The organism is Klebsiella pasteurii (assembly GCF_018139045.1).
GTDB classification, from domain to species: domain Bacteria; phylum Pseudomonadota; class Gammaproteobacteria; order Enterobacterales; family Enterobacteriaceae; genus Klebsiella; species Klebsiella grimontii.
The window spans coordinates 2,749,852-2,766,754 of the sequence record NZ_CP073236.1; the positions used below are offsets into that span (position 1 = coordinate 2,749,852).

Below are 16,903 nucleotides of genomic sequence, written 5' to 3' on the forward strand. Positions count from 1 at the left end.
ATTATCCTTAATTATCAATTCGTCATTGGGCCAACTTTGAGCGTGACCATATTGGTCATTATCAGATTATCCAACTGCGCCGCCGCCGCGATGCGTACCAGCGCGCCCTGCTCAACCTGGCCGACCACCAGCGAGGGCAGCAGCCAGAGCGTTAGTGATTCGGGCCAGATCGGCGTCGCTTTGCCCGCAAGACGAGCATCGAATACCACCTCCTGGTGGGTTTGCAGCACCGGATAGCGGGTAAATATTTGCTGCAATGAGGTTTCCCCGGGCCCGAGCAGGGCCGCGATGTTCTCCTGACGCAGCAGCGCGGGATCGTTAATAAGCTGGCGAAACAGCAGCGCGTCAAGAAACTGCCACTGCGCCAGGTCGGGCCATGTGCTGTTGAAGTGGGACTGCAACGCGAGCAGCGTCTTTGGCGCAACGCCGCTGGGCTGCTTACCCACCAGCGATTCCGGCCCGGCGGCGAGGCTCATCTGGCATGACAAACAGACTTCATCATCCTGCGGGCTGCTGACCAACGCGGCGGACAAGACGCGATTTTTCGCGGCGCCGGGAGTTAGCAGCCAGTCGCTATCGCACCATAGCGGCCTGCGCAGGCGAACCACGCATTTCAGGTAACGTTCAGGACCGGAGGGTGGGTTCGTCAGCCGCAACTGGACGTCGCGCTTCACGTCGAGCAGCGCGCGCATGCCGTGGACGCTCAGCCGGCCGTCGCCCATCGCGCGCGCTGCCGCGAGGTCGAAGTGAATGGGGTTATCGTCGCCGGAAAACGCCGCCCACTGCCTGGCGTCCGCAAGGGTATAGCGCAGCCGCGTCACGCGTGCTTCTCCAGTACCAGCGCGGCGTTCGCGCCGCCGAAACCAAAACTCAGATTTAGCGCCCGGCGGATCTCACCCTGACGATGCCCTTCGGCGATATAGTCGAGATCGCACTGCGGGTCTGGCTGGGTTAAATGCGCCGTCGCGGGCATGAGCCCCGCCGCCATCGCCTGCAGACAGACGATGGTCTCGAAGCTCCCCGCGGCGGCGATCAGATGCCCGGAGTAGGCTTTGGTGCTGGAGACCGGGATGCGATACGCCTCGTCGCCCAGCGCCTTTTTCAGCGACCGCGTTTCGTTAATATCGTTGAGCGGCGTGGAGGTACCGTGGGCGTTGATATAGTCGAGGTCGGCGGGCTGGAGATCCGCGGCGCGCAGCGCCCAACGGATAGTTTGCTCGCGGGCCACGCAGTCTTCCGCCGGGGAGGTAAAATCCACCGCGTCGGAAAAATTGGCGTAGCCGGTGACTTCCGCCAGGATCGTCGCCCCGCGCGCGAGGGCGCTCTCGCGCTCTTCCAGACACAGCACCGCTCCGCCCTCTGAAAGCACAAATCCGCTGCGCTGCAGGCTAAACGGGCAGCTGGCCCGTTCCGGCGATTCCGTTTCCCGGCTCAGCGCCCCGAGCACATCAATATTCCAGATGGCGCAAACGCTGTTTAACGACTCCCCGGCGCCGGCGAGCATCATGCTGGCGCGGCCAAAGCGAATCGCATCATAGGCCTCGCCAATAGCAATAGTGCCGGTGGCGCAGGCGGCGACCGGGGTATTCTGATAACCGCGTAAATTCCAAAGCTGGCTACAGGCCGCGGTGGTCACGTTCGGCATGGAAAAGAAGCAGCTGAAAGGCGATGCAACGCCTGTTTTCTCGAACTCCGGTACCGCGAGGTAGCTTTCATCGAGCCCCGCCCAACCGGAACCGATGATGGCGCCGCACATCAGCGGATCGTAAAAGCCGGTGGGGGCTTCGCCAGCAAAGGCCATCGCTATCGCTTCCCGCGCGGCGCCCAGCGCCAGGCGCGCGTGACGGGGCAGACGCCGGCGAATGGCGGCAGGTACGCCCTTGAGGCTGGGTTCGTTCTCCACCTGACCAATGAAATGCGTGTGAATGCCGTTAGCCGAGAGATCCACATAGCGGTAACCGCGTCGATAATCCACGATCGCCTGCCAGCTTTCGGCCGCGCTATCGCCAAGGGGAGTCACCGCGCCATAGCCGGTTATCACCACGCGATAAGGGGAGTTACTGTGACTCATTCTGGGATGTCCTCTGTTGCGGGTAATTGCCTCCCTGCGCCAGCCAAAGCTGCAAAGTGGCATAAAGATAGTCGTACTGGTTTTGCGCGAGGCTGTTCTGTACATCAAGCAGCGCATCCTGGGCGTTCAGCAGGGTCTGATAATCCACCGCTCCGGAGCGGTAGCGGCTCCCGGTGAGCGCCAGGCGCTGTTCGCCCAGCTGCAGTGATTGCAGCAGGCGTTCGCGCTGCTCATCGGCGTTCAGCCGCTTCTCCATCGCGTTATCCACCTCCGATAGCGCGGTATAGGCGGTGCGGCGAAAGTTAACCGCCTCCTGCTGCACCTTCACGCTGGCCTGCTCGACGGTGAGCTGTACCGTGTTCCACTGGATAAAGGGCGCAGAAACGCTGCTGCCCACGGTGCGCAGCGGGTCGTTAAACCACTGGTGAAAGATCTGGCTACCGGCGCTCAGGGTTCCCTGCAGCGACAGCGTGGGATAGAAGCTCAGCCGCGCGGCATCTGAGCCCGCCAGCGCCGCCCGCAGGCGGGATTCCGCCGCCTGCAGGTCCGGCCGACTGGCTAGCGCGGCCAGCGGCGTGCTGCTGGCAATGGCGATATGCTGACGCACATCCAGCGAGGAGGACTCATCGGTGTGCTGAGCAGGCGGTCTGTTGAGCAGCAGCGCCAGCGCGTTGCGGGAAATCGCCCGCTGCTGCTTCAGGCTCAGCAGCTGATTCTGGCGACTGATGATCGTCTGCCGCGCCTGCAGCACATCGAGCAGGCCCACTTTCCCCGCTCGCTGCCAGGACTCAATCTGCGCCAGCGTCTGTCTGGCGATGTCCAGACTCGCCGCCTGCCAGGTCATTTGCTGATTCAGCAGCGCGATGTTCCAGTACAGCTGCGCGGTGGTGTCAATCGTCGAGAGGATCGTCGCCCGGTAGTCCTGCTCGCTGGCTATCGCCTCCCATTCGCTCTGTTCACGGATCCGCGCCAGCTTGCCCCACAGATCCAGCTCATAGCTCAGGGACAGTGAGGCGCTATAGCTCTCCTGCGACCCGCCGCTGTTCAGCGGCTTTGAGTTACTGCCGGTGCCGCTCAGGGTCGCGTCGGGGCTGATATTGGTCTGGGTTAGCCCGGCGGAAAGGCGCGCCTGTTTAAGGGTTAAGGCGGCAGCGGCCAGATCATTGTTGCTTTCCAGCACCTGATCCACCACCCGCGATAGGCGTTGGTCGCCGAAACGATCCCACCAGCGTGGCGCTTTCTCCGGCGGGAGCGCGTTGCTTTGCCCCTCCGTCCGCTGCCAGCTTTCCGGCACTGACAGCAGCGGGCGCTGATAGTCGCTACGGGTCAAATTGCCGCAGCCCGTTAGCAATACAATGAACGGTAATAATGTCAGCGGTCTCATTCGCGGGCCAGCGCCTCCGTAGGGTTCAGCCGCGCCGCCCGGCGCGCTGGAAAATAGCCAAACGTCAGGCCAATCAGGGCGGAAAAGCCGCAGGCCATCGCTACCGGCAGCCAGGTGAAGACCATGGAAAACTCCTGCGTCAGCAGGGCGAACAGATTGCCGGCGGCCCAGGATCCTAAAACGCCCGTTAGCCCGCCGAGGGCGCAGATCATCACCGCCTCAATTAAGAACTGATGCATGATGTCCGAGGGGCGCGCGCCGACCGAAAGCCGGATGCCAATCTCATGGGTACGTTCGGTTACCGAAACCAGCATGATGTTCATCACCCCGACGCCGCCGACCAGCAATGAAATAGCGGCAATCGCGGTGATCAGCAGCGACATGGAGTCGGAGGTTTTTTGCAGCGCTTTGGCGAGCTGTTCGTCGGTCTGGACAAAGAAATCTTTTTTGCCGTGCTCGCGGATAAGGTGCCTTTCCGCACGGCGCGCCGCATCCTGCGGCGACAGGGTTTCCTGAAAGCGCAGCGTCAGCGCCTCCAGCGGCTTGTCGCCGGAAATCCGCTGCAGTAGCGAGGTATAGGGGATCCAGGCCGACATAAATCCGCTGACCACCTTCGGCCCAGGCTTGCTGGCGATACCGATCACCCGCCACGGCGCGCCGGCGATTTGCACAATTTTGCCCAGCGGATCTTCATTGCCGGGAAACAGCGTCTCTTTACTGGTTTCATCCAGCACCAGTACCGGCTCCCGATCGTCGACATCGCGGCGGGTAAAGCCGTTGCCGTGCAGAAAACGGATCCCCTGCAGTGAGAAATAGTCGGCGGAAACCCCGGAGAGAATAATCGAGGAATCAAAACCCCGGCGCACCGCGGTGGTCATGCTGGAGACGATCGGCGATACCCCCAGCACCCAGGGCTGCTTGCCGAGGCTGGCGATATCGTCCAGCGACAGCGCCCGCTCCATATCCGTGCGCTTGCTGCCCCAGCCGGTGCCGGGGCGGATTTCAAGCGTGGTATTACCCAGCTTGCCGATCTCGTTCATGATGCTCTGCCTGGCGCCTTCTCCCACCGCCATTGAGGAAACCACGGACGAAATGCCGATGATAATCCCCAGCATCGACAGAAAGGCGCGCATCCGATGCCCCAGCAGTGAGCGCCAGGCCATGCGCACCGACTCGCCGATACTGCGCGATAGCGAAGCCCGGCCGTTATCCTGTACCGCGGGCAGCCGCTGGACGTCACGGTTATCCCGCGCGCTATAGGCGTGGTCAGCGACCACCTGCCCATCGCTGATCTCGACGATCCGCTGCGCCTGCTGCGCCACCTCGCGATCGTGGGTCACGATAATCACCGTGTGCCCGTCGGCGTTCAACTGGTGCAGAACGTCCATCAGCGCCCGGCCGCTGACGCTATCCAGCGCCCCGGTGGGTTCATCAGCGAGAATAATTTGCGCGCCGTTGATCAGCGCCCGACAGACGCTGACCCGCTGCTGCTGGCCGCCGGAAAGCTGCGCGGGTTTATGCTGTAAGCGCCCATCAATGCCCAGCTTTTCTGCCAGCAGCGCAATGCGCGCCTGGCGTTCCGCGGCGGGCATCGCGGTATAGAGCGCGGGGATGGCAATATTCTCTTCCGCCGTCAAATAAGGCATCAGGTGGTAGCGCTGAAAAATAAACCCCAACCAGCGGCTGCGTAGCTCCGCCAGCGCCGCGCTATCAGCCTGGTGGATGGCGATGTCGTTGATATACACCTCACCGCCGCTGGGCTTATCCAGACAGCCGATAATGTTCATCAGCGTCGATTTACCCGAGCCGGAAGCGCCCATAATCGCCACCATTTCGCCGGGCATAATGGTCAGGGAGACGGATTTCAGCACCGGAATAATTTGCGTCCCGGCAACAAAATGACGCGTGACGTTGTTCAGCATAATTAACGGCTTAACCATCACACAGACCCCGCGTCCTGGGGGATCACCACCCGTTCGCCGGGCTGCAACCCTTCAAGAACCTGCGCATACTGGCGGTCGTTAATCCCGATACGGACGGTTCGCTCCTCGCTGCCGTTCTCCTTTTGCACCATCACCAGGTAGCGCTCATCGCCGAGCGAACGCCCCAGCGCGGCAACCGGCACGCGCAGCGCATCTTTCGCCTGCGCGATACGGATAAACACCTGGGCGGTCATCGAGGTTTTCAACAATCGCTGGCGATTATCCACCTCAAAGGTGCCGTTATAGTAAATGGCGCTGCTCTGCTGATTGCCGGCGGAAGCGCCGGCGTTTTGATCTTCCAGCGCCTCCTGCGGCGCGGGCTGGACATAGCCCAGCTCCCCTTCGTAACGCGTCTGCGGATCGGCAATAACGTAAAACCACAGCGGCTGTCCCGGATGGATTTTCTGGATATCGGCTTCGGAAATGCGGGTCTGGACCTGCATTTTATCGAGATCGGCGAGCACCAGAATGGTCGGCGCAATTTGCGAGGAGACGATGGTTTGCCCTTCACGGGTGACGATGCCCAGCACTTCGCCATCCATGGGCGCGAGAATGCGGGTATAGCCGAGATTGGCGTTGGCGGTCTGCACGCTCATTTCCGCCTGCACTATCTGCGCCTCATTGACCGCGATCTGCTGAACCTGCGCAGCATATTGCGCCTGCGCCTGCTCAAGATCGCTGCTCACCCCGGAGCCATCGCGGTTCATCGCCCGCTCGCGCGCCAGCGCTTTGCGGTACTGCACCAGCGTGGCCTCGGACGCCAGCTTTTGCGCTCTGGCGCTGGCCAGCTGCGCGGTGGCGTTGCGTAAGTCGGAAAGCTGCAGCGTCGGGTCGATTTCGGCGAGCAGCTGCCCTTTGCGCACTCGTTCGCCCTGTCGCACGTACAGCTTGCGCAGCTGACCGCTCACCTGGGCGCCGACGTTCACCTGGACGGCGGGTTTGATAATCCCGCTCGCCAGCACCACCTTTTCGATATCCCCGCGATCGAGCGCCACGGTATCGAGCGCCTCGGCCTGGGCCGGAAACGCGCGCGGGTAAAAAACAGCGGCGATAACGGCGAGGATCGCGACCAACGCCAACAGCCACGTCTTACGGCGGCGTAATAGTCCTGTCTTCATTGGCCCACCTCTCCCTGTGCGATATCGTGCAGCTCGCCTTCATTCAGACGATAAACCCGCGTGAAATGATGCAGGATCGATTCGCTGTGCGTCACCACGATCAGCGTCTTGCCATGCTCGCGGCAGTGCTGACACAGCGCGGCGATCGCCGTTTCCGCGGTTTCATCATCAAGATTGGCGGTCGGCTCGTCGAACAGCAATATCGGTCGAGTGCTGTAGAGCGCCCGCGCCAGCATCAGCCGCTGGCGCTGGCCTAACGAGAGCGCCGAATGGCTTTCGCGGATCAGCGCTTCCATCCCTCCCGGCAGCGCCTGAACCACCGGTCCCAGCGCCATTTTGTTGACCAGGGCTTCCACCCGCCCGCGATCGCCGTCGCTGTACCACGGGTCAAACAGGGTGATGTTTTGCAGCACCGAGGCGTTAAACAGGATGTCTTCCTGGCTCTGCAGCCACACCAGAGACGCCAGCTGCTGCGCGCTCGCCTCATCGCCGTTCAGCAGAATTCGTCCATGCTGTGCGGAAAAAAGACCGGCCATTAGCCGCAGCAAGGTGCTTTTACCGGCGCCGGAATCGCCGACGATCGCCACCCGATCGCCGGGCTCCAGCGCGAGATCGACGGCATTAAGCACCGGACGCTGCGGACTGTAATGAAAGCTCACCTGCTCAAACGCCAGCCGCGGAACCGTCCCACCGCTGAGCGAAGCAAACAGGGGCGCGGCCAGCTCATGGCGGGTAAACAGGCCCTGCGCGCGGGTATCGATCACGTGCAGCTGTGATTTGCGAATCACGGCATAGAAGATGCGCGTGACGTAGGAGGTAAAAATCTGCCGTAAAAAGCTATAGGCGAAAAAGTCGCCCAGAGAGATAAGCCTGGCGTGCACCAGCGGCAGCACCACCAGCATAAAGACCACCATCTCAAGGCTGCCGGTCAGCTGATACAGTCCCTCTTTGACCTGTTGGTAGACTTTCTGCCGCTGGAGGCAGGTGAAAAGGTCATGGGACAGGCGGGCAAACTGCGCTTTACGCTGCGTTTCCAGCCCGGCGGTTTTGATGGTTAACACGCCCTGTAGTGTTTCCATAAAAAAGTCATTCAGCGTCGCGCTTTTCAGCTGCAGCTGCTGGGTATACCAGCGGTCGCGAAAGATAGCCCAGACGCTAATCAGCCCCATCGCCACAATGCCCACGGCGGAAATCAGCGCCAGCACCGGAGAGATCCAGAACATAATGCCGATAGCGATAACGCAGATGATCCAGTCCGAGCGGAGGCCGTTATCCAGCTCGATTTTTTGCAGCATCCCGCCCTGCCAGGCGATAAAGCGGCTGAACACATCCCCCGGCGCGCGTTTTTCAAAAAAATGCAGCGGATTATTGAGTAAGCGGGAAAAACCGATATCGCTCTTCAGCAGGACAAAGCGGCGGATAAAACGCTCGCTAATGACCCTGACGCCCAGCGCTAACAGCGTGGAGATGACAAAAGCGAGGATGAACCATAAATAAGGAAACGACGTATTCTGAACGTCAGAGAAGGCCTGATTGATCGCCCGGCTGACCATCGTCGGCATTAAAAACAGCGTGAGCGACACCAGGAAGGTCAAGAGCATCAGTTTATAAATGCCCGGCACAGCCGCGGTCTCCTTCAGGCTCATCGCCCGCGGCATCTCCTGCTGCGCGCCGGCAATAACAGGCGCCTGCTGATCAATAACGCCGGGAGACTCTTCAAGGATCAGCGCGTAGCCGCTTATCTCTTTTTTCAACGCCGAGAAAGGCAGCCACTGCTGGCCAATCGCCGGATTCATGACGCAGACGTAATCCCCTTTTCGCCAGGCCAGCAGGACATAGTGGCTGGCGCCGTAGTGCAAAATGGAGGGGAACGGCAGCGCATGGATTTCATCGTGATCGAACAACACCGGCGCGGTGGCGATGCCGAGCTGTTGCAGGATAACGGATAAATCGCTTAACGATGTCCCATGGTCGGAGGCCGGGAAAATCTCCCGCAAAGCCGGGAGAGAGCACTGAATATTCTGGGTTTGCGCCAGCATCGCAATACAGGAGAGACCGCATTCATTGGTCTCTTCCTGGAAAACCATATCAGGGATAATCTTTTTCATGATGATGGGTCAGTGATTAATAAAATAGAGCGAATGGCTGTGCCATAAAAGCCAATCCTGCGGATAATCACGCAGGGTGTTTTCAAGCATCGACGGTAGATTCGCCGCAACCTCTTTTGGCGCCAGTGGGGAATAGATTTTTATTTTTATCCCCTGCTGATAATAGAGGTGATAAAAAACCACCTTCGCCGATACGATGCGAGAAAAGCGCTGTACCCCACTATGCAATTTCGCCGGGCGGCCAAAGATCCGGCAGCTTATTTTTCCGGACTGCGCTTCAGGGGTCTGCACGGTATAATCGGCAGGAATATCGGGGAAAATAATCATATTTTCCCGCCCTTCCGATACGTTGCTCATTAACGCCATAAGCTCGCTGGCAAGCGACGTATTATCCTGGTGGATGGAGCAATAAGAGAGCGCGACGCCGCCCATTTTACGGCTGGCGACGGTATAGCTCTCCGCGCTGGAAGAGACCACCACGCTGGCCTTCCCCGGCGTCACGCCGGCCCCGACCATCGCCGCTAAAATATCGGAAACGCAGTGCAGCGGCGCCAGAACGACCGGGATCTTTTGCGCCGCCAGCGGGGCGACAACGGCATCAAGCGCTCGCGTGCATGCCTGCATCTGGGCCAGGGTGGCCGGGTGTTGTCCCCAGGTTGCCCCCATCTCCAGCAGCTGGCGGCGCATGGCTATCCATGCGGCATCGATTCGACCATCAGCCCCCGTCAGGCAGCGGTAGTTTTGCGTCGCCACGGCGGTGCGCCCGCGGTATTGCCCCCCCAATAGACGCAGCCTGCATAGCGCGCGAGCCGTCAGCAACAGCAGCGGCATAGGGATGAAACGCATGACCCAACGCACCACCTTTTGGCCGTAGCCGGTAAAGGGCCGATAGCGCCAGCTCAGCTGTGCGGACCATTTTCTTACGCTGAAGACGCTCCAGACGATCAGAAAGCGCGTCACGCTTACTCCTTGTCCTGAGTTAACAGCTGGCGCATATAATCGGCAAACTCAGGAAATTGACGATCCTTCGCCACGACGTATTTTTTATTCACAATAAACAGCGGCGTCGCGTTAATATCATAGAGTTCGGTGATTTTGGCCATATATTCCAGACGCTCGGCCACGGCTTTGCTTTGGCGTAACTGATGGTATTTCGCGACATCAATATTGTTCTTTTTCAGCCAGCCGTTAAGCGCTTCATCATCAGCTAAATTTACTCCACGGGTCATTACCGCGTTGAAAGCCTGGTCGCGCATCTGGCGCTCAATACCCATGACTTCGAGGGTGGCAAAAACCGGCGCATAAATTGCCAGACCGTTTCTTTCGGCGGTGATATGGATAACTTCAAAGGTACTCTCCGCCGGTAATGAGGCAGCGAATTTTTCGATATCTTCCTCGTTCGACGCGCAGTAGTGACAGCCATAGGACATCACTTCAATAATGCTGCTGTCATGTTTTATTGGGCTACTGGCAACGATTGCGCTGTCAATTTCCCGCAGGGCCGAAGGCTCGCTGCTGTCCGATGCAAACGTATTAAATACAAAAATGTGATAGCACAGCACGGTAATCAGCGACGAAATTAATGCCACCAGAAACGTATAGCCAACAGCGGTAATAGGTTTTATCTTCATTTGATACCAGGCTCGCGAAAACGACGGAGAAATATATGGAGGGTTTCCCCTCCATATACCGCAGCAGAAATTACTGACGGATGCGATTCGGCACTACGCACATACCGTCGGACGCATCTTTCATGGTCACGGTTGAGTTGCCGTGCTTATCGGTACAGGTGGTTACTTGTTTACAGGTTGAAACACCGCCCACCACCACGGTCTCATACGAGCTGGTGCAAGTTTCCTTGCAGCATCCACCAATAATCGCTGATGCTTCAATCATACTTAATTTTTGCATTTGTTAGATCCTTAACTATTTATATTAAAATGTATTCTTCTTACACTTACCTACTGGCTTAGATACCTGCCAGTAATTCTTTCGATGTCAGAATTTATACGCTGCTATACGCAGGGGGTGGCGACGATGCACTTGAAAATATTAAACAGCTCTACGTTGTTTTTAACGTTTAACTTTTTCATTAGCCCCCGTTTACAGCGGCTCAGGCGACGAACATCAATTTTTTGTTCAGAGGAAATTTGTGACAATGATTTCCCTTTGAATATTTCTTCCATTAACCACCAGTCATCACTGGAGATACTGTTATTAAAATCTCTGGCTAACCATTTCTGCCGAGTATAGTTAATTAACGAGCGGCTAAAAAAGATCTGCTTTGCCACCATAGCGTCCGCATTTTCAATAAATTTAAAAAAGTTATCCAGCGATTCATTTTTTAATAACCAACTTGCCTCCGGAAGTAGCGAATGCAGCGCAAAGAACAGAGAAATATTGTTCTCGCTTAATAAAATAACCAGTTGCTGATTCTCCCGGCAGTAGTGCTCTTTAATGGTGTAAAGCGCGTTAAAACGCTCGTCCGGCAAGCTGTCGACATCGCAGAGGACCCAGCGCAGTTCATCTTTCTGCTTAGGCAGACGCAGGGTGTTAATCAACTCAGAGAAATGGTCGAGCCTTGTGAACGCGCAGTCGCCTTCATGCATGGCAAGATCGTCAACCACAGAACGCACGCCTTCGGCGAAAAAGATGTTTTTATCGTAGAGAAAGAAACGACGGCTCATTTATCATCATCCTTGATCTATTCTACTGGTAATTAAGGGTGTAATTCGCTGTTGCCTGGAAGGCGCCGGTTTCCAGGGTTTTGTTACTCAAGGCGTCCGGTTCCCCTTCAACAAACGCTTTAAAATTTAGCTGCATGTTGGCATCGGAAATCGCGACGGCGGTCGTCGGCGTATTGAGTAAAATCGCAGTGCCGTTACTTTCTTCAAAACCAATGCCTATACCGCTGGCGGTTTGCGGCGCGATCGGCGTAATCGCCAGGCGGTCGCTCATATTGGCATTTTCCGTCCCGCTAAAGGTCACGGTGACGGAATTAAAAACATCGGTGCTGCAATCCTGGAGTTCAATAACAAACGCTTTGGGCTGCGATTTTCCCTCCGCATAAAGCGTGCGGGTTGAAATCTGGCCAAAATCCACGGTGATGTTTTTTGATGAAGGCACAATACTGCAACCATGGGCAACGACGGTTCCTTTGAAGTTTAAATCGCCGCCGATCAGTTCCCCGATGGCATGCGCAGGAGCGGCCGCGGGTAGCGAACATATGAGTATCATTGATGCGATGAGTTGACGCATGCTGTCCCCTTACTGAAACTCAGCGACCACGGTGGCCGATGCCTGGAAATCCCCTTCGAGAACGTTGGTTCCGGCATTGGCAATCGGCGCGGCGGTCAAATTCCAGGTTCCCTGATTGTTATTAAAACCCGGCACGTCATAAAACTTATTCGCGGCGACTAAACTGCCGCTGGAATCTTTCAGGATAATGCCAAGATTGGAGCGGTCGACGGCGCCGGTGGTGCCTAAATAATCGCTGTTAAAACTGGCGGTATTGGCCTGCTGAATTCCGAGGCGAATATTTAAATTGCCGGTGGCGAAACTCCCCCCTTCGCACTTCACCTGAATCGGCACGGACTGGCTGTAATTGCTGCCGTTAAGCAGCGAGCCCGCGCTGGGGATGGTATTAAAATCAACGACGATCGGCGATCCTGAGTTGACAATACATTTATCCGGAACGGTAATGACTCCGGAATTAATCGAGACAATTGACATTGGAGTGCTGCCCATCCCTGCGCTGTAATTCCCAAGGCGCCCATAAAGCTTGGCGATTTCAGTACCCAGCAGGTTAACGCCGTTGACAATCGGCTTGGTGATCATAAACGTTACCCGCCCCTGAGCGCCGGACTCGAAGTTGTTAAACTGGGTAGTTGGCGGTACGCATTTATTTTGATAAGCCTGATTTGACTCATTATTAAAAGGGACCGGAAGATATTCCATGCGCTGGCCGCGGATATAAATCTCAATTTTCACATCCATATAATCATTGAGTTTTAAATACCCCGGCGAGCTGCCCTGCTGCAGCAGCGAGGCGGTCGCAGAGTAATAAATCGCCTGGTCTTCCATTGGAATAGTGCAGCTGGCGATACCAGAATATTGTCCGCCCAATGAAAAGACATAAGGAATCGTCGCCCCAATGCTGTTATTGGTAATATCCTGGTTGGCGACGTCGATATTGTACATTTTAGGTCCGCCAACCGGCGTAATTTCCCCTTCCACCGCCGCGCTGGCGTCGAGAGAGAATAAGCCGCCGCAGAGTAATAGCGTGATGCAAGATTTCCGCCCGATAACCCTCGTCGCCATCAGAGATACTCCATTTTTAAACGCAGCAGTCCGCTAAAGTTTCCTGCGGTCACGTTTCGCCCGGTCGATTCCAGCACGGCAATAAACGTCAGGCTGCTGTCGCCGGTTTTCACGATAAACGGCGGCTGCGTTTGATTAATATCCAGCGCCCGCTCTTTGACATCTAGCAGGCGAATACCGGCTCCTGAGATGCTGCCGGTCAGGCGCAGCAGTTGGCGATTATGCTCATCCGACTCGCCGATAAAGGTGAGCTGAACCGCCTGCTCGCCGGTGGTGTAGAGATGCTTGCTGCTACCCGTCGTCCGTGAGGCGATGCTGTCGCGCGCCTGCGATGCGCCTTTCAGGCAATCCCTCAGCTCGACGCGAACCAGCACCGGCTGGCTCCGATCGCCGGCCTGATGGAAACGACGGGCGCTGATTTCGCCCATCTCAATAATCTGCAGGCGGCTCTGCGGCGCCAGCACGCACGGCGAGGCATAAACGGAGCCATTGAATATCACGTTACCGCCATCTTCCCCCTGATGATCCTGGTTGTAGTGCTGCGGCTGTAGCGGAATATCAGCGTCGGCCAGCGCTGGCATACTGATACCGAATACAAACAGTGCTAAAAGCGATAGGCGCGTTTTCATCATCAGGTTCCTCTTTAATTACCCTTGCTGCGATGGCGGCAGCGCTTTACAGGTGTTTCCTTCACAGCGGTACTTCAGCTCTGGATGTCCGCCATAATCGTTCACGTACATCATCGCAAAATCTCTAACGCCGCCATCGGTCACGCTGAACTCCAGACTGGACTTCGGCGCAATCATAATTCCCGGGAACTTAGTGATTTTTTCACCCTTAACGCGGGACAGGCTAATAATGGTGATGTAGTAAGGCGTCGGGTTTTGCGCAGTCATCTTATTGCCGCTCTTTTGAAAGACGACCTGGTCCTGCCAAATCTCGCTTTTGCTTTTGGGAATAATGGCGGTCGGGCGGAAAAATAATTTAATCCGCGACTGCATGGCTAACTGCAGGACGTTAGCTTTATCCGGCTTGGGCGGAATTTCGCGCACGCTTAAATAAAACAGGCTTTCCCGATCCTGCGGCAATTGATTAATACCGTCAGTTTTGGTAACCCGCGCCACCCCTTTTTGCCCGCCGTTAATCCGCTGCAGAGGCGGCAGCACCACCAGCGGAGAGGTGATCTTGTTACCCTTGCTATCCTCCACCCACGATTGCGCCAGGAACGGAATATCCGGGCTGGTGTTGGTTAAATTGGCGCTCGCCGAGCTATCTTTACCGGTGATGATAAGACGCGTGCGATCCAGCGAAACCCCCGCCTGCGCGGTACCGCTTACCGCCGCCAGCATCAGAACGCCTATCCAGCAGAGTTTGTTGCTTGTTATGCTCATTTTTGGCCTTTTATTACTGTCACTGTCATTTACACGGCAATAGCGCGGCTGTCGAACGACGCTCTATGGTCGGCGGGATGGCAATCTGACACTGCTTTTTCCCGCTCCACACTACGCTTAGCAGTTCCTGAGGATTAACCCCTGCCAGCCATCCCTGCCCACCTTCCATAATCATCGATACGCTTACGCCATCGCCGTTGATAACCTCGGCGCCGAACGGCGGATAGGTACCGTCAGCCAGGCGGATAATGCCCATCATTTTTTCGCCCTGCGCCATGCCGAAGGTCTGATAGCCAATAGCGCCTTCGGTCAGCGTGGCGGTGCTGATGGCTTTTGCCGGTTCGATGGATTCCGACATCGCATCAACGTCAACCCGGGTATCAAAGCTGTTGTAGCTCACGATGTCCGGAATAACGGCGATGCCGAAATTATTGGTTCTTGATTTACCGTCATTGAGCGGCACGTCGCCGATGCCGTTGGTGTTCACCATTACGCGCGCCGTGTTGAGCGTCGCGCCGCTGTTGTGGATCGCCGCCCCGTGCCGGGTCGCGGTAAAGCCGCCGCGCAGGGTGCTGCTCAGAGAGAGATAGTGATCCTGCTGATAGCTGGCGTTGCTGTTGATTTCAGCGTACTGCGAGCGGCGCTGATAGTAGCCGTCGACGTTGGCATAGCCGCTCTGGCTCGCTCCGGCACGCAGACGCCACAGGTTGTTGTAGTCGCTGCTGTCGGTATAGGAGAGCATCGGGCTGGTTTTGCCGTTATTGGTCTGCACGTCGAGACCGCTCCATTTGCTATCGCCAACCGGAATGGAAAGCGAGAAAGCAATAGAGTCGTCTTTCCGCCCTTCGTAATCCGAACGGTAGGCCGAAATATTGGTGGTGATCCCGCGAATATTACCGACGTTAAACGAGCGCCCTAATGAGATGCCGTAGCGATCCTGGCTGCTTCGATTCCAGTAATTCTGATGGGTATAGGTCAGAAAAACGGTGGTTGCTTTGCCTAGCTCATCGGCCCAGAACGTTTTATTCCCGGTGATGGTATAGACTTCTTTTTCACGCCCAAGACTGTCGTAACCCTCATAGCGCTCGTTGAGATATTGCGAGAAAGAGCGGAAGTCCTCCTGCGAGAAGCGATATCCGGCGAAGGTAATGGAACTATTATATTCGTCGAACGTTTTTGCATAGCTCAGCTTAAACGAGGTTCCTTTAAGCCGTTTCTGGTTTGACTGCTGGCTGTAGGACTCCGTGGCGTCCAGCGAGAGGGCGCCAAGTACGCTGAGATCGCGGCCAATACCGGCGGAGACTGCGGTATATTCAGCCCCTGCGCTTTGTAACCCGCCGTACAGCGACCAGGCGTTGGTGATCCCCCAGGAGAAATCGCCGGAAGCAAAACCGGGGCCCTGAATTTTATGGCTATAGCGGGACGGCGCGCCGATGGCCACGTTGTAGCGCACGTAGCCGGGACGCGTAAGATAAGGAATGTTGGCGGTGTTAACCTGGAAAGTCGAAATTGAGCCATCCTGCTCTTCCACCTGCACATCCAGCGTACCGCGCACCGAGCTGCGTAAATCCTGAATATTAAACGGCCCGGCTGGCACCGTCGTTTCATAAATGATGCGCCCGCTCTGCTTCACCGTCACTTTGGCGTTGGTCTTGGCCAGACCGCGAATTTCCGGCGCGTACCCCTGCAGGTTTGGCGGTAGCTGACGCTCATCGCTGGCGAGATTAAGCCCGGTAAAGCGCACGGTGTCGAAGACCTGAGAATCAAGATAGATCTCCCCCGCCGTCAGCTTTGCCGCCATCATCGGCAGCGGACGGTAGGCGTAGATCTGATTCATATCGAAATCAAATTGATGCGTCGCGCTGTAATAGCTGGTCTGATATTCGCCGCGCAGGCGCCAGCCGCCGAGGTTAACCCCGGTCTGACCGTATCCGCTCAGGGTGCTGTAATCTTCATGCATATCAAGCTGGCGGGTATATTGCCCGGTCAGGCTATAATCGAGCAAAAATCCGCCGATCCCCTGGTCCCAGCGCTCCGGCGGCGTCCAGTTCGGATCGTTGTATTTCATCCACGCCTGCGGGACGGTGATGTCCAGCACCCCGGCGTAGTTACTGAGGGTGGCGCCAGGAAGGCTCAGCAGGTCATAGCAATCGGCAAACGGCTGGGCGACCTTTTGCTGCGCTTCCTCTTTCAACGCCAATCTGGCAAGAATTTCGCCGTTAATGCAGGCCTGGGTATGCTTCTGGTCTTTAGAAGCCAGATAGCGAACCTTTTGCTGCCCGACCGCCTGGCCATTTATTTTAATATCTAATAAGTACTCGCCCGGCGGGACATAGTTGTCGGTGGCGAAACGGGTTAAATCGATATTGTCGCGATCGGCCGCATCCAGTACGTCAGTATTAAATTCGACGTCGGTTGAGGCGTATGCCATAGAGGTACAGCAGAAAAAAAGCATCTGAGAGAGGATTGTTTTTATTTTTTGTTCTGCTGACATGACTATTCATCCCGAATCATTCAGTAAAATATCGT

General features: G+C 56.7%; 15 protein-coding genes. All 15 read right to left on the bottom strand.

What is annotated here, in order from left to right:
- Positions 1-14 precede the first annotated feature (14 nt).
- Positions 15-821 carry a MaoC family dehydratase gene (locus KCG39_RS12865; RefSeq protein ID WP_142446842.1) on the bottom strand — a complete coding sequence of 269 codons (807 nt, stop codon included), beginning with the start codon at positions 819-821 and terminating at the stop codon, positions 15-17.
- Positions 818-2,071 (bottom strand): beta-ketoacyl-[acyl-carrier-protein] synthase family protein, encoded by a 1,254-nt coding sequence (locus KCG39_RS12870; RefSeq protein ID WP_004124198.1) that lies wholly within the window; start codon positions 2,069-2,071, stop codon positions 818-820. Before KCG39_RS12870 ends, KCG39_RS12865 begins: the two co-directional genes overlap by 4 nt.
- Positions 2,058-3,455 carry a TolC family protein gene (locus KCG39_RS12875; RefSeq protein ID WP_004124201.1) on the bottom strand — a complete coding sequence of 466 codons (1,398 nt, stop codon included), beginning with the start codon at positions 3,453-3,455 and terminating at the stop codon, positions 2,058-2,060. The genes KCG39_RS12870 and KCG39_RS12875 overlap by 14 nt, the downstream gene beginning before the upstream one ends.
- Positions 3,452-5,395 carry an ABC transporter permease gene (locus KCG39_RS12880; protein WP_004124203.1) on the bottom strand — a complete coding sequence of 648 codons (1,944 nt, stop codon included), beginning with the start codon at positions 5,393-5,395 and terminating at the stop codon, positions 3,452-3,454. The genes KCG39_RS12875 and KCG39_RS12880 overlap by 4 nt, the downstream gene beginning before the upstream one ends.
- Positions 5,395-6,555, bottom strand: a complete 1,161-nt coding sequence (locus KCG39_RS12885) for an efflux RND transporter periplasmic adaptor subunit (protein ID WP_004124205.1) — start codon at positions 6,553-6,555, stop codon at positions 5,395-5,397. Before KCG39_RS12885 ends, KCG39_RS12880 begins: the two co-directional genes overlap by 1 nt.
- On the bottom strand, positions 6,552-8,663 hold the full coding sequence (locus KCG39_RS12890; protein WP_142446843.1) for a peptidase domain-containing ABC transporter: 2,112 nt from the start codon (positions 8,661-8,663) through the stop codon (positions 6,552-6,554). The genes KCG39_RS12885 and KCG39_RS12890 overlap by 4 nt, the downstream gene beginning before the upstream one ends.
- Positions 8,664-8,672: 9 nt before the next feature.
- Positions 8,673-9,623: a lysophospholipid acyltransferase family protein gene (locus KCG39_RS12895; protein ID WP_004124211.1), complete on the bottom strand. Its 951-nt coding sequence runs from the start codon at positions 9,621-9,623 to the stop codon at positions 8,673-8,675.
- Between the two features lie 2 nt (positions 9,624-9,625).
- Complete coding sequence (locus KCG39_RS12900) at positions 9,626-10,294, bottom strand: DsbA family protein (protein ID WP_004124214.1); 669 nt, start codon at positions 10,292-10,294, stop codon at positions 9,626-9,628.
- Positions 10,295-10,364: 70 nt separating this feature from the next.
- Positions 10,365-10,574 (bottom strand): DUF4762 family protein, encoded by a 210-nt coding sequence (locus tag KCG39_RS12905; RefSeq protein ID WP_004124217.1) that lies wholly within the window; start codon positions 10,572-10,574, stop codon positions 10,365-10,367.
- A gap of 104 nt (positions 10,575-10,678) precedes the next feature.
- Positions 10,679-11,350: a helix-turn-helix domain-containing protein gene (locus tag KCG39_RS12910; RefSeq protein ID WP_004124220.1), complete on the bottom strand. Its 672-nt coding sequence runs from the start codon at positions 11,348-11,350 to the stop codon at positions 10,679-10,681.
- A gap of 22 nt (positions 11,351-11,372) precedes the next feature.
- Positions 11,373-11,921, bottom strand: a complete 549-nt coding sequence (locus KCG39_RS12915; protein ID WP_049115111.1) for a fimbrial protein — start codon at positions 11,919-11,921, stop codon at positions 11,373-11,375.
- Between the two features lie 9 nt (positions 11,922-11,930).
- On the bottom strand, positions 11,931-12,983 hold the full coding sequence (locus KCG39_RS12920; protein WP_004124226.1) for a fimbrial protein: 1,053 nt from the start codon (positions 12,981-12,983) through the stop codon (positions 11,931-11,933).
- Complete coding sequence (locus KCG39_RS12925; protein ID WP_049115114.1) at positions 12,983-13,612, bottom strand: fimbrial protein; 630 nt, start codon at positions 13,610-13,612, stop codon at positions 12,983-12,985. Before KCG39_RS12925 ends, KCG39_RS12920 begins: the two co-directional genes overlap by 1 nt.
- An 18-nt stretch (positions 13,613-13,630) precedes the next feature.
- Positions 13,631-14,374, bottom strand: coding sequence for a fimbrial biogenesis chaperone (locus KCG39_RS12930; RefSeq protein WP_004124233.1), 744 nt, complete (start codon positions 14,372-14,374; stop codon positions 13,631-13,633).
- Positions 14,375-14,399: 25 nt separating this feature from the next.
- On the bottom strand, positions 14,400-16,868 hold the full coding sequence (locus KCG39_RS12935; RefSeq protein ID WP_142468451.1) for a fimbria/pilus outer membrane usher protein: 2,469 nt from the start codon (positions 16,866-16,868) through the stop codon (positions 14,400-14,402).
- Positions 16,869-16,903: the final 35 nt, after the last annotated feature.